The sequence below is a fragment of the Micromonospora sp. CA-246542 genome, from assembly GCF_050942905.1.
GTDB lineage: Bacteria > Actinomycetota > Actinomycetes > Mycobacteriales > Micromonosporaceae > Micromonospora.
On record NZ_CP192040.1, the window covers coordinates 4,274,868 to 4,287,745 of the forward strand.

Annotated in this window: 13 protein-coding genes; all 13 read right to left on the minus strand. The window is 71.2% G+C overall.

What is annotated here, in order from left to right; genetic code table 11:
- Window positions 1–50: 50 nt before the first annotated feature.
- Entirely contained in the window at window positions 51–437 is a 387-nt protein-coding gene (locus tag ACQP0N_RS20025) for an AtzH-like domain-containing protein (RefSeq protein ID WP_433112886.1), read from the minus strand.
- A 40-nt stretch (window positions 438–477) separates the two neighbouring features.
- Window positions 478–2,097, minus strand: coding sequence for a regulator (locus ACQP0N_RS20030; RefSeq protein WP_433112889.1), 1,620 nt, complete (start codon window positions 2,095–2,097; stop codon window positions 478–480).
- A gap of 12 nt (window positions 2,098–2,109) precedes the next feature.
- Window positions 2,110–2,802, minus strand: coding sequence for a cysteine hydrolase family protein (locus ACQP0N_RS20035; protein WP_355048041.1), 693 nt, complete (start codon window positions 2,800–2,802; stop codon window positions 2,110–2,112).
- An 8-nt stretch (window positions 2,803–2,810) separates the two neighbouring features.
- Entirely contained in the window at window positions 2,811–3,500 is a 690-nt protein-coding gene (gene biuH, locus ACQP0N_RS20040) for a biuret amidohydrolase (RefSeq protein WP_355048040.1), read from the minus strand.
- Between the two features lie 38 nt (window positions 3,501–3,538).
- A complete protein-coding gene (gene atzF / locus ACQP0N_RS20045) occupies window positions 3,539–5,344 on the minus strand; it encodes an allophanate hydrolase (RefSeq protein ID WP_433112894.1) in 1,806 nt (601 codons plus the stop codon).
- A gap of 222 nt (window positions 5,345–5,566) precedes the next feature.
- Window positions 5,567–6,355 carry an Ig domain-containing protein gene (locus ACQP0N_RS20050; protein WP_433112897.1) on the minus strand — a complete coding sequence of 263 codons (789 nt, stop codon included), beginning with the start codon at window positions 6,353–6,355 and terminating at the stop codon, window positions 5,567–5,569.
- A gap of 48 nt (window positions 6,356–6,403) precedes the next feature.
- A complete protein-coding gene (locus tag ACQP0N_RS20055; RefSeq protein WP_433121716.1) occupies window positions 6,404–7,060 on the minus strand; it encodes a GntR family transcriptional regulator in 657 nt (218 codons plus the stop codon).
- A 145-nt stretch (window positions 7,061–7,205) separates the two neighbouring features.
- Window positions 7,206–8,129: a peptidase inhibitor family I36 protein gene (locus ACQP0N_RS20060; RefSeq protein ID WP_433112900.1), complete on the minus strand. Its 924-nt coding sequence runs from the start codon at window positions 8,127–8,129 to the stop codon at window positions 7,206–7,208.
- 6 nt (window positions 8,130–8,135) lie between these two features.
- On the minus strand, window positions 8,136–9,020 hold the full coding sequence (locus ACQP0N_RS20065) for a peptidase inhibitor family I36 protein (RefSeq protein ID WP_433112903.1): 885 nt from the start codon (window positions 9,018–9,020) through the stop codon (window positions 8,136–8,138).
- A gap of 34 nt (window positions 9,021–9,054) precedes the next feature.
- Entirely contained in the window at window positions 9,055–9,912 is an 858-nt protein-coding gene (locus tag ACQP0N_RS20070; protein WP_433112906.1) for a peptidoglycan-binding domain-containing protein, read from the minus strand.
- A 175-nt stretch (window positions 9,913–10,087) separates the two neighbouring features.
- Window positions 10,088–11,011, minus strand: a complete 924-nt coding sequence (locus ACQP0N_RS20075) for an NBR1-Ig-like domain-containing protein (RefSeq protein ID WP_433112909.1) — start codon at window positions 11,009–11,011, stop codon at window positions 10,088–10,090.
- Between the two features lie 77 nt (window positions 11,012–11,088).
- Window positions 11,089–11,667, minus strand: coding sequence for a dihydrofolate reductase family protein (locus ACQP0N_RS20080; protein WP_433112912.1), 579 nt, complete (start codon window positions 11,665–11,667; stop codon window positions 11,089–11,091).
- Window positions 11,664–12,863 carry an RNA polymerase sigma factor gene (locus ACQP0N_RS20085; protein ID WP_433112915.1) on the minus strand — a complete coding sequence of 400 codons (1,200 nt, stop codon included), beginning with the start codon at window positions 12,861–12,863 and terminating at the stop codon, window positions 11,664–11,666. The genes ACQP0N_RS20080 and ACQP0N_RS20085 overlap by 4 nt, the downstream gene beginning before the upstream one ends.
- Window positions 12,864–12,878 lie beyond the last annotated feature (15 nt).

Genomic DNA, 12,878 nt, shown 5'->3' on the forward strand with positions numbered 1-12,878 from the left:
GCCGCGCTGGGGCTGCGACCACGTCCGGCCGGTGCCGGCTCGTCGACCGGTCAGTCGAGGTTCGGCGCGGGCTCGGAGACGTGGGCGGTGACGATCCGCCAACCGTCGGGCAGGCGTACCCAGGTCTGGGTCTGCCGTCCCATGGCGGAGCTGTCGGCGTACCCGAATCGGGTCGTCACGACCGCGAGGTCCGCGCCGAACGTGCTGACCCTCGTCTCGACCAGCCGGCGGCCGGCCGGCAGCGGTGGCTGCGCGGCCCGCCACTTGCGCTGCTCTTCCAGCCCGTACTGATGGTCGGCGAGGCCGAACCGCACCGTCCGGTCGGAGTCCCAGAAGTACCCGCAGATCGCCTCGGCGTCACCGTCGACGAGCGCCCGTTCGTATCCGGCGAAGGCCGCCGCCACCTCGGCGACCACGTCCCCGCGATCGATCTCCATCCGGTCCGTCCTCTCCATCCGGTCGGGTCGGCCCGGCGGCTCAACCACGCGCCGCCGCGGTCTGCTGCTCGTCGGCCGCCCGATCGTCGGCCGGCACGGACGCCTCGTCCAACTCCGCCTCCTCCGGGTCCGGTTCGCGTGGCGTGGGACGACCGAGCGCGAAGACCGCGCAGATCACCGCGACGAAGAGGTAGCCGAGCGCCACCTGGCCGTTGGCGTTCCACTCGACCCGCTCGCCGTGGATCAGCCCGACGAACGACAGCACCGCGCCCGAGCCGGCGAAGATCGCGGCGCGGACGAACCGCTTGTCGATGACGAAGACCACCACCGCGCCGAGCACCAGGCCGGCGAGGATGGCGCCCTGCCCCAGCACCAGCAGCCCGTCGTACACCACACCGGCGCCGTTGAGCGCGTCGTCGCCCACCGCGGCGGCGCTGGTGCCGGCCGCCGCCAGCGCGTTGTCGATCTGCCCGGTCGCCCAGGCCGCGATGTTCGGCACCAGTGCGGCGACCACGGCCGCGGCGTGCGCCCGCGGCGTCGCCTGGAACGCCTGCGCCCCGATCAGCAGACCGATGTAGAGCAGGATCGGCACGATGGCCGCCGTCGGGAAGATCGCCGCGAGCAGTCCGAACATGCCGAGGAAGCAGAGCACGGCGATCACCACGCCGGTCGCCATCGAGTAACCGCTGCGGCCACCCGCGGCCTTCCAGCCCGGGTGGCCGACGTAGACGGCGGGCGGGAACGGCGAGCCGAGCGCCGCGCCGACCACCGCGCCCGCGCCGTCGGCGAGCAGCACGCTGCGCAGGTTGTAGTTGTCCCCGGCGGTCGCCGCGCTCTCCACGTTCGTCATGCCCTCGGTGAAGTTGTAGACACCGAGGGGGATGGCCGTCGCCAGCAACGGCGCCATGTCGGACAGCCCGGTGAACAACAGGTCCAACTTGAACGAGGGTACGGCGACCGCGATGTCCCGGGCGGCTGCCGTCACGTCCGGCACCGACATCGCTCCGCCGGCCCAGCCGATCGCGGTGCCCACCAGCAGGGCCGCGAGCCCGATCGGGAAGTTGAACGGCAGCTTCACGTCGGTGAGCAGGCCGATCAGCAGCAGGGCGAAGACCGGCAGGGCGACCCAGGCCATCCGCCACATCTGCCCGGCCGGGTTCATCGAGATGAAGGTGATCGAGATCCCGGCGAGCGTGCCGAGCAGCGCCGCCCGGGGCGCGTACCGGCGGATGTACGGCCCGACGAACGCGCCGATCAGCACGATCACGCCGATGATGAAGGCCCAGGCCAACCCGGCCTCCCAGGCGCGCAGCGGGTCCTGGGTGCGCAGGTAGATCGGGAGCATGATGACGAAGATGACGATGAACATGTGCGGCACGCTCGGCCCGTACGGCAGGGCCGTCACGTCGGTGCGGTTCTCCCGACGGGCCAGGCGGCGGGCCAGGTAGGTGTAGTAGACGTTGCCGGCGACCAGGGCGATGCCGAGCGCCGGCAGGATGGTGCCGAACACCTCCCCCTCGGGCAGCTTCACCACCCCGATGCAGAGCCCGGTCAGGGTGAGCACGTTGACCAGGACGTTGACGCCGAAACCGAAGAACGCGTTGGTGTCACCGCGCACCCAGAACGGGAGCGGGACGACGGTGGGCTTCGTGGAGACCATGGCTGCTCCCGGTCAGGAGGAGGGTTGCAACGCGGACGTGGTGGGCAGCACGGCGCGGACCTGCGTCGAGTCGGCGACCCACCCGAAGATCCCGCCCTGGGCGGCGATCATGTCGAGCCCGACCCGGTGGAACTCGGGAAAGTAGGACCCGACGCAGTCGGCGAGTACGAGGCACTCGTACCCCCGGTCGTTGGCCTCGCGGACGGTGGTGTGCACGCACACCTCGGTGGTGACCCCGGCGACCAGGAGGCTGCGGATGCCCCGCTCGGCGAGCAGGACGTCCAGGTCGGTGGCGTGGAACGCGCCCTTGCCGGGCTTGTCGACGACCGGTTCGCCCGGCAGTGGCGCGAGTTCGTCGATGATGTCGTGGCCGTACTCGCCACGGACCAGGATCCGGCCGGTGGGCCCGGGATCGCCGATCCGCTTGCTCGGGGCGCCCCGGTTCAGCTTGGCGGGCGGGCAGTCGGACAGGTCGGGCAGGTGTCCCTCGCGGGTGTGCACGACGGCCAGGCCGACGGCGCGGGCGTCGGCCAGCAGGGCCGCGAGCGGCGCGATGGTACGGCGGAGCTGGCTCACGTCGTTGCCGAGGCTCTCACCGAATCCGCCGGGCTCCAGGAAGTCCCGCTGCATGTCGATGACGAGCAGCGCGGTGGTCGGGATGTCGAAGGAGTAGGGGCCGGGTCGCGCGGCGGCGATGGTCGGCATGTCTCACCTCACTTCGCCGTGGCGGCGATGACGTCGTCGGATGTGGCGACACAGCCGAAGACGCCGCCCTGCATGGTGACCATGTGCAGGGCGGCCTCGTGGTTGGCCTTGTCGGTGGCGCCGGTGCAGTCGGCCAGGATCAGGCACTCGTACCCCCGGTCGTTCGCCTCGCGCATCGTCGTGTGCACGCAGACGTCGGTGGTGATGCCGGTGAGGATCAGGTGGGTGATGCCCCGGGTCCGGAGCACGAGGTCGAGGTTGGTGGCGTAGAAGGCGCCCTTGCCGGGCTTGTCGATGATCACCTCGCCGGGCAGCGCGGCGACCTCGGGCACGATCTCCCACCCCGGCTCGCCCCGGACCAGGATCCGGCCGGCCGGACCGGCCCCGCCGATCTCCGCGCCGATGCGGGCCGAGCGCCAGCGCTTGTTCGCCGGCAGGTCGGACAGGTCGGGGTCGTGTCCCTCGCGGGTGTGCACGATCAGCATCCCGAGCGACCGGGCGTGCTCCAGCAGCCGAGCGGTGGCCGGCAGGCCGGCCCTGGTGAGGCCGATGTCGTAGCCCATCGCGTCGACGTATCCGCCCGGCCCGCAGAAATCGGTCTGCCAGTCGATGCAGAGCAGCGCGGTACGCGCGGTGTCGGCCACACCGTCGTACGGCCACGGGTAGGGGTTGGCCGGTACCGGCCCGATGTTTCCCATCCTCTCGCCTCCTGTCGTGATCGCTGGTGCGGCCCGCTTCACCGCCGGGTGGCGGCGGAGCGGCGGTAGGCCCGCCACCCACCACTCGCGCTGATGTCCTCGGCGGGCGGGCTGACGGCGTACGCCTCGCAGAGGAAGCCGAGCACGTCCCGCCCGTCGTGCAGCCGGACCCAACCGAGCGAGAGGGGTGCCGGCACGCCGGCCAGCAGCCCACCGAGCGCGGCGCTGGGCAGCCGCCACAGCTCGACCTCGATCGGGTGACCGGCCGAGGTGTCCGGAGTGACCCGGACCAGCCCTGGCAGCCCCTCGCCGTCGGCGGTGTCCATTCGGTAGAGCCGGTAGAGCGGCGCGGTACGGGCGGCTCCCGCGAAAGCTCCGCCGTATCCGAGCAGTTCGCCGTTGCGGGACTCGCCCCTCAGGTGCCGGCCGACCACGGCGATCAGCACGTCCGTCGGCCGTTGAGCCGGCGGCGGGACGGGTTCGACGTCCGGGTTGGCCGCGCCGCCCGTGCTGAGGTCGGCGGCCAGCCGGGCCAGGGTGGTGTCGCTGAACGCCGGACCGAGCAGGGTGAGGCTCGCCGGCCGGCCGGCGGCGGTGAAGCCGTTCGGCACGGTCACCGCGGCCAGGTCGAGCAGGTTCGCGAACTGGGTGTAGCGGCCCAGCATCGCGTTACGCCCGATCGGGTCCTCGGCGATCTCGTCGAGCGTGAACGTGGTGCCGACGGTGGGCACGACGAGCACGTCGACGTCCTGCCAGAGCTTGTCGACCTGGGCGCGCAGCTCACGCAGGCGGTGGTGCCCCCGGAAGGCGTCGACGGCGTCGTAGCGCCCGCCGGTCTCCAGCACGGCCCGGGTGACCGCCAACACCGACTCCGGGCGCGACCGCAGGAAGTCGCCCAGACCGACGAGCCGCTCGGCCACCCAGGGCCCCTGGTAGAGCAGGTCACCCGCCGCGAAGAAGGCGCCGAGCGGCACCGACCGCAGAGATCCGACGAGGGTACGCAGCAGTTGCACTCCGGCGGCGAAGCGGGCCTCCTGCCCGGTGTCACCGAAGAACTCGAGGTCTTCTGCCCACGGCACCCCGAGGCGTAGCGTGCCCGGCATGCGGGCGACCACCCGCTCCGCCGGTAACGGACGGCCCCACGGGTCGGCCGTGGTGACGCCACGGGCGGCGTGCAGCACGTCGACGGCGCCCGCCACGTCGGGAGCGAAGACCGACACGCAGTCGAGCGAGCGGCAGGCGGGCACCACACCGGCCGTGCTGAGCAGACCACGGGTGGGCTTGAGGCCGACGATCCCGTTGAGCGCCGCCGGCACCCGGCCGGAGCCCGCGGTGTCCGTACCGAGGGCGAAGCTGACCTGGCCGGCCGCCACCGCGACCGCGGAGCCGGAGCTGGAGCCGCCGGAGATGAGGCCGCCGCCGAAGACGCTCTCGCACCTGCCGTACGGCGAGCGGGAGCCGGTCAGGCCGGTGGCGAACTGGTCCAGGTTGGTCTTGCCGACGAGCAGCGCGCCGGCGTCGAGCAGTCGGCGCACGACCGGCGCGTCCTCGGCGGCCTCGTATCCGAAGTCGGGGCAGCCCGCCGTGGTGACCATGCCGGCCACGTCGATGTTGTCCTTGACCGCGAACGGGATTCCGTACAGCGGGGACGTGGGGTCACCGTGGCGGGTCAGCGACTCGGCACGGGCGCGCAGGTCGTCGGCCGGCACAGTGCTGATCCAGACCGGCCCGTCGGCGCTCCCGGCCAGCCCGTCGAGGACGCGTTCGACCTGGTCCGCCGGGGTCAGGCGGCCCTCACGGTACGCCGTCCGCAGGTCCGAGATGGATCCGACTGGCTCTGGCATACAGTCGATTGTCGACCGTTCTGTTACAGCGGTCGACGCGTTCTGTAACGGGGACATGACGGCTTGTCTGCCCGGCCGGCCGCCGGCTGGGCCTGTTTCATAAGGGCGGCCGAGCCGAGGCGAAGCCCGGGCGGCGATCCGGCAAGGCGCGGTGGCGCGGCCAGGCGGCGTCCGTCCGGGCCGGACGGACGCCGCCAGGCCGGACAGGCGCCGCCGCGTTGATCAGCAGCGCGTGCAGGGAGAGTCCTTGCGGACGCTCCAGGTGAAGGTGGTGCTGCCCAGGCTGCCGAATCCGTCGTCGGCGGTGACCGTGACGTTGTAGGAGCCGATGTGGGTGAGCGTGCCGCTGATCCGGCCGGTCCCGGGGTCGATGGTCAGCCCGGGCGGTAGGTTGACCGCCGTCCAGGTGTACGAGTAACTGCCGCCGGTGGCCTGCATCTGCAGCCCCCCATTGTCCCCCTTGAGCGAGCTCTGGGTGCCCGGGTTGGTGACCGTCACCGTGCTGGGATTCGGGCCGGTGGGCGGAATCTCCGGAAACGAGCAGGTCAGCGATACCTGCTGCGACGCGATCGATCTGGTGATGTACTCCGGCTCGCCCGAGCGGTACTGGACGGTGGCGGTCGCTCGACCCGAGTAGAAGCCTGAGTCGCAGAGCGTGTTCGGGGTGGTGACGCCGAGCGCGACCACGGGGATCGAGGTGCCGTCGGTCCACAGCGTCGTCCGGCCGTTCACGGTCGTGCCGGCGCCGCCGCTCGTCCCGTGGTACAGCAACTCCACCGTGAGGTCGACGCGCCGCACCGCGCCGTCGCACGTGACCGTCGCGGTGTAGTTGACGATGTTGTTGGCCGCCTTCCACGGCACGCTGTCCGGCAGGACGTACCAGCAGTAGTGGCCGTCGGGGGTCGCGGCGACGGCCGGCGTGCCGAGGCCCAGGGACGCGATGGACATGGCCGCTGCGGCCACGGTCAGCAACAGGCGGGACCTGTTGCGACGCAAGAGCTTCACACTCATCGATGGATGTTCGCACGGACGAGTCGGGAGCGGCAATGGCTCGTACAGCTAGTCCAGGTAGGAGCGCGCGCCGTGCCCGGACAGCACGGCGAGGACCTCCTCGGGGTCTCCCCCGGCGACCGCCTCGAACAACCGCTCGTGCCGGTGGACCCCGTCCAGGGGCTGCGCCACCTCCGCCTCACGCCGCAGGTTGATCGCCATGTAGAGCTGCAACTTCACCAGGATCGAGCCGTACACGTCGGACAGTTGGCGGTTGCCGGCGAGCGCGACGAGCGCGACGTGGAACGCCCGGTGCGACTCGGCGACCGCCATCCGGTCGCCGGCCCGGGTCGCCTCCCGCATCTCGTCGAGCGTCGCCCGCAACGCCGCCAGGTCGCCCTCGCGACCGACCGGGATCCCCGCCCGCACCGCGAATCGTTCGAGGACGTCCCGCAGCTCGTACAGCTCCCGCACGTCACGGTCGGAGAGGGTGGCCACCCGTACGCCGCGCCGGGGCACGTGCTCGACCAGCCCCTGCTGGGCCAGCAACCGCAGCGCCTCCCGCAGCGGCGCCCGGCTGATCCCGAGCCGACGGGTGAGCTGCTCCTCGACGAGGCGTTCCCCCGGATCGCTCCTGCCGCTGAGGAGCTCCCGGGTCAACCGGGCGACGGCGAGGTCCACCAGACTGACGCTCTCCAGCTCACCGTCCATCGTCGGTGCGGCCATGTCGTTCACTCCGCCGAGTCTGCCACCTGTCGCCGTCGGAGCGGCGTCGGCGCGTCCCGGCGGCCCGGCGACCCGTCCGGGCCGCCCACGAGCGTGCCGCCCGCCGCGCGGGGTGCGCGGCGGGCGGCACGGTTGACGCGGGACGTCAGGAGATGACCACGTCGCGGTAGTAGTGGCGCAGGATCGCCTGGTAGCCGCTGCCCGAGTTGGCGAGGTCACGCGAGCCGTACTGCGACATCCAGTCGCCGTCCACCCAGGCACCGCACGCGGTGGTGGTCGCGCAGTAGTGCGCCTGCATGATGTTGCCGCTGCGGGTCATCCGGGTCGACCAGGTCCGGTCCACCGCCGCCGACGTCGAGGTCTGCGCCGACGACGGCCGGTAGACCTGATCGCCCGTGTCGTCCCGGACGTCGTAGCACTGGCCGCCGGGCGTCTTGCGGGTCGAGTGCAGCGCCCAGTACCAGCCGTAGCTCTTCACGGCCATCGCGCCGCTGTCCAGCGAGGCCGCCGGCCAGCTCGTGATCCACTCGTTCGGGAGGACGTTCTTGACGTACGTCTTGAAGTCGACCCGGTCGACCCGCCCGAGACCGACCCGGTAGACGAGGATCGTGCTCGGCAGCTTGCTGTTGGTGCCGTCGGTGCTACAGCCCGTCGGCCCGCTCAGCAGTTCGTGCGAGGCGTTGTTGTTCTTCAACGTGGCGTTGAGGTTGCCCTTCGACCCGGCCGCGAAGTCCTGCGTCGCGCCGGCGAAGTTGCTGTTGAAGTAGACCCGCACGGTCTTGCCGGTCCGGTTCCACACCGACGCCGCGTTGTTCTTCACGCACAGGCCCTTGCCGGCGCCCGCGCCCTTGAAGTCGTAGCAGGTCGGTTGGGTCGTGCCGTAGTCGTCAAGCGAGTCGGTGAAGTCGGAGAGCGAGCCGGCCTGGTTGCTGTTGTAGTAGTAGCAGAACTCGCCGCTGTCGCAGGTTCCGTCCCGTTCGGCCGCCGCTGCCGGCGAGGCGACGCTCAGGATGGAGGTGGACATGGCGAGGACGGCGCCGACGACGGCGAGGCCCTTACGGATGTTCACAGCGGCCTACTTCTCGTTGTAGCCCTGGGAGTTCCAGAACGCGGTCGGATCGGCGTTGTCCAGGGTGGGGTCGCCGACACTGACGGCCGCGTGGGTCTGCCGACCGGCCCGGACCTCGACGTGGGTGTGCGCGCCCGAACTGGAGGACACTCCGTGCCACGACTCGTCGGCGATGACCTGGCCCTTGCTGATGGCGTCGCCCACGCTCACCCCGGACCTCGGCGCGGTGTGCAGGTAGATCACGGTCTTGTTGGACGAGGAGTTGTAGACCGAGATCGTGGACAGGCCGCCGCTGCCGGTGCTGCCCTGCGCGACGTAGGTGACCGTTCCGGATACCAGGGCGCGCACGTCGGAACCGACGCTGCGGGCGATGTCGATGCCCTCGTGCCGGCCGGGCGTGGTGGTGTAACCGTCGAAGCCGCACGTGACACTGCCGCCGCTGGCCTGGTAGAGGGCGTACGACAGGTTCGTACGCGTCGACGGCGAGAACTGGTGCGAGGCGTTGTTGTTCTTCAGCGTGGCGTTGAGGTTGGTCTTCGCACCGGCCGCGAAGTCCTGGTACGAACCGGCGTAGCCGCTGTTGTAGTAGACGCGTACCGTCTTGGTGCTGCGGTTCCAGACCGAGGCGGCCTCGTTCTTGATGCACAGGCCCTTGCCGGCGCCCGCGCCCTTGAAGTCGTAGCACGAGGGCTGCTCGGTGCCGTAGTCGTCGAGCGACCCCGTGAAGTCCGAGATCGATCCCGCGTTGTCGCTGTTGTAGTAGTAGCAGAACTCGCCGCTGTCGCAGACCCCGTCCCGCGCCGCCGCCGAGGCGGGCGATGCGACGCTGAGGATCGAGGTGGTCGCGGCCAGCGCGACGCCGACGGCGGCCAGGCTCTTCCGGACGTTCATGGGTGTCCTTTCGGGGGTGGTGAGGGGGTGCGGGTCACTGCCCGCGCTGGTACTGCTCCCAGGTCTTGATCGGGATCTGGGGTCCGTCGTCCGGGCCCTGGTTGGCCAGACCGTTCATGCCGAGGTAGTAGTCGCCGACCTGGTGCTGCGCCGGACTGGACAGGTCCGTGTCGCTGATCGCCACGGCGTGGATGTGCCACGGCCAGTCGCCCTGGTTCGGGTTGCGGACCCAGGCGGCGAAGCCCACCTGGCGCAGGGCCCGGGCGACGGCGGTGCGCCGGGTCGCGGTCATGCCGGTGACCGCGATGTCGACCACACCCCCGCCGTCGTGTGTGCCGGCCGAGGTGGGGTCACCCCCGGGGTTGTACGAGCCCTGCTCGAGCACCAGGGTCTGGCCCAGCAGGCGCTGTGCCTCGGCCAGCATCGCCTGGGTACGGGCGTTGACCACGTACCCGTCGCGCGGGACCTTCGCGCCCGGTCCGATCGTGTTGGCGACCGTGTAGCGGTTCTGCCCGAGCCTGGTCAGCGACGTCGTGCCGGGGAGCCCGTTCGCGGCGAGCCCGGTGTAGCCGAGCGAGCGTTGGTACGCCGCGTACGCCGAGACGGTGACCGTGCCGAAGTAGCCGTCGACCCACTGCGCGTTCAGCAGGCCCTGCGCCTGCAATGCCTGCTCCACGGCGAGCACGGAGCTCTTCGCACCCGGGGTCAGTGTGTTGTCCGCCCGACGGGGGTCGATCTGGGCGGCCAGGACGGTGGCCTCCATGTCCACGATCGGCCGCGCGGCCGCGGTGGCGGTCCGCTGCGTCGTGGCACCGGATGCCGCCGCGTGGGCCGGGGCGCCGACGGCCACGCAGAGCGCGGCGAGTCCGACGGTCAACCAGGGACGTCGCAAGATGGGTCCTCCTCGAAGCCGGTGAGTCGTTCTCGGTTCGACATCACCCTGCGAGAAGCGCCCTGCTGTTCGGTACCCCCGGCGGCCTGTCAGATCCGTCAGACCGTCACCGACCTCGATTAATGCGGTGTTGTCAGCTTGGCTCGACGCCCGGGTCTGACATCGCGACCGAACCTCAGGCGGTCACGGTGACCATGAAGTACACCGGCCGCCGGGTCGGGAAGTACTCCCGGCCAGCCTCGTCGACCATCTTCCAACTGACCCAACACTTGCCAGGACGGCTCGGCGCGGTGACCCGAACACGGATCATCACCTGCTCGCCGGGCGGCGTGTCACCGATCGGCACCCGGTCCGGTGTCCGGCAGCCGTCACCGTCGGCGGTGGGCTCCATCCGCGCCAGGTACCGGTTGTGCCACTCGACATCTCCCACGTTCGCGAGAGCCCACACCTTGTCGAACTGGGCGTTGACCTTCACCTGGGTGCCGTCGGGGATGGTGACGTCGGCGACGAACCTGCTCGAGTCTCCGGGAATCAGGGAGTCCGAGAACCCTGTCGCGGACGGTGACGCGGTGGGTGAGGGTGACGCGGTCGGTGCTCTGGAGCCGTCGGCGCCCGACCGGCCACGAACGGTCGCGCCCAGGGCAGCGGCCACCGCCACCACCAGCACCACCGCCGCGATGTTCAGCCACGGCAGACGGCGTCGCCGCGTCGTCACGACGCGATCCTCGGCCCCCGGATGCTCCACGACCCGCACCGCGCCCTGTTCTGCCGGCGCGGACGCGGTGACGACCGGCGCGGGGTCACCGTCCCCGCTGAACCGGGCGGCCGTCACCGGGCGCTGCGCCTCCTCCCATCGACGCCGCCACAGGGCCTCGTCCGCCTCGCAGGCTCGGACGAACTCCCGCGTGGTCTCCCACGAGGGAAACCGGGTGCCGGCGGCAGCCTCGTGCAGGGTCGTGTGCGAGATCCGCCCTGATCGCCCCGCCATCTTGCGGAACGAGGGGTCGCCCGCGGCGCTGCGGAGTGCCCGCAACTGCTCGGCGAACCTCTGCGCGGGCCGTCCGTCCTGACTCGACTCCCCGGCACGCTGGTCCTTCATCAGTCCCCCATGTCAGACGACTTTGTCAGACGTTGTCAGAGCGTGTCAGAGGCTACCGAACGAGCCGCGGGGAGGGCTCAGGTGTGCGGGGTGGGTCGGTAGATGAGCTCCTGGGTCCGGCCGTCGAGCGTGCGGCACTCGACCAGCTCCAGGTCGAAGTCGGCCGCGCCGTGGAAGATCGGCTCGGTCCCGGTCTGACCGGTGACCACCGGGAAGAGCGTCACCTGGATGAAGTCGACCAGCCCGGCGGCCAGCAGTGCCCGGTTCATCGACAGGCTGCCGTGCGACCGCAGCGGCACCTCGGACTCCTCCTTGAGCCGGGCGACGACGTCGACGGCGTCACCGCGGACCAGGGTGGCGTCCGGCCAGTCGAGCGGTTCCTCGATGGTGTTCGACACAACGGTGGCCGGAAGGTTGATCATGCGGGTGACCCAGGCGTCCCGAACGTCGGACTCCTCGGTGCTGTCGGCGAGCATCTGCTCGAACAGCTCAATCGTGCGCCGGCCGAAGACCATGCGGTGGTCATCCGTGTACGTGCCGAGGCGGCGCTGGAGCAACTCGGGGCCCTGCTTGCCCCAGTAGCCTCCCCAGTCGCCGGTGGTGCTGCCGAAGCCGTCGAGGCTGGTGAAGACGTCGAAGGTGTACGTCGCGGTCACGCCGGTCTCCTCGGGTGGGTGAGTTCGCTACGACGCGCCTCGAGGAAGGCGCGCTCGGTCTCGTTGCCGGTCAGCGCGATGGCCTCGTCGTAGGCGGCGCGGGCCTGCGTGTCACGTCCGAGCCGGGCCAGCAGCTCGGCCCGGGTGGCGGGCAGCCGGTGGTAGCCGGGGAGGTCGACCGTCTCCAGCGCGGCGAGAGCCGCCTCGGGGCCGTGCGCCTCGGCCACCGCGACCGCGCGGTTGAGCGCCACGACGGGGTTCGGCGCGAGCGCGAGGAGCTGGTCGTACAGCGCCAGGACCTGCGTCCAGTCGGTGGCCGCGCCGTCGGTGTGCACCGCGTTGATCGCGGCCTGGATCTGGTACGGGCCGGGCCGGTTGCGTCGCAGACACCGTCGGACCAGATCGTGCCCCTCGGTGATGAGCGTGGTGTTCCACAGTGACCGGTCCTGATCGGCCAGGAGCACCAGTTCACCGTTCGGGCCGAGCCGGGCCGGACGACGCGCCTCGATCAGCAGCAGCAGGGCGAGCAGACCGAGGACCTCGGGCTCGTCCGGCATCAGCGCCGCCAGCTCGCGGGCGAGCCGGATCGCCTCGGCGCACAGGTCCGTCCTGATCAAGGGTCCGGCGGTGGACGTGTAGCCCTCGTTGAACATCAGGTAGAGCACGGTGAGCACGGGCGGCAGCCGGTCCGGCAGCTCGTGGTCGGCCGGTACCCGGTAGGGAATGGCGGCTTCCCGGATCTTCTTCTTCGCGCGCACGATCCGCTGGGCGATGGTCGTCTCCCGGACCAGGTAGGCCCGGGCGATCTCGGGGACCTCGAGGCCACCGAGCAGGCGCAGCGTGAGGGCGGTCCGCGCCTGGAGGGCGAGCGCCGGGTGGCAGCAGGTGAAGATGAGTCGTAACTGGTCGTCCCGCACGGGTCCCACCTCCTGGGGCGCGTCCTGGTGCTGGAGCAGGAGGGCCTGGGCGTGCCGGGCCTCGCGGGTCGACTCGCGGCGGAGCCGGTCGATCGCCCGGTTGCGGGCGGTCGTCACGATCCAGCCACCCGGGTTGGGTGGCGGCGTCCGCCACTTCTCGAGCGCCGTGGCGAAGGCGTCCTGGACCGCCTCCTCGGCGAGGTTGATGTCTCCGAGGAGACGGGCCAGGGTGGCGACGCAGCGGCCGTACTCCGCGCGGTAGATGCTCGCCAGATCCATCTCGGCCGGCCGGCT

Bases quoted from the DNA above. Each gene is read 5' to 3' on its own strand.
- ACQP0N_RS20025 (WP_433112886.1), bottom strand. From the start codon at position 437: ATGGAGATCGATCGCGGGGACGTGGTCGCCGAGGTGGCGGCGGCCTTC.
- ACQP0N_RS20030 (WP_433112889.1), bottom strand. From the start codon at position 2,097: ATGGTCTCCACGAAGCCCACCGTCGTCCCGCTCCCGTTCTGGGTGCGC.
- ACQP0N_RS20035 (WP_355048041.1), bottom strand. From the start codon at position 2,802: ATGCCGACCATCGCCGCCGCGCGACCCGGCCCCTACTCCTTCGACATC.
- biuH (WP_355048040.1), bottom strand. From the start codon at position 3,500: ATGGGAAACATCGGGCCGGTACCGGCCAACCCCTACCCGTGGCCGTAC.
- atzF (WP_433112894.1), bottom strand. From the start codon at position 5,344: ATGCCAGAGCCAGTCGGATCCATCTCGGACCTGCGGACGGCGTACCGT.
- ACQP0N_RS20050 (WP_433112897.1), bottom strand. From the start codon at position 6,355: ATGAGTGTGAAGCTCTTGCGTCGCAACAGGTCCCGCCTGTTGCTGACC.
- ACQP0N_RS20055 (WP_433121716.1), bottom strand. From the start codon at position 7,060: ATGGCCGCACCGACGATGGACGGTGAGCTGGAGAGCGTCAGTCTGGTG.
- ACQP0N_RS20065 (WP_433112903.1), bottom strand. From the start codon at position 9,020: ATGAACGTCCGGAAGAGCCTGGCCGCCGTCGGCGTCGCGCTGGCCGCG.
- ACQP0N_RS20075 (WP_433112909.1), bottom strand. From the start codon at position 11,011: ATGAAGGACCAGCGTGCCGGGGAGTCGAGTCAGGACGGACGGCCCGCG.
- ACQP0N_RS20085 (WP_433112915.1), bottom strand. From the start codon at position 12,863: ATGGATCTGGCGAGCATCTACCGCGCGGAGTACGGCCGCTGCGTCGCC.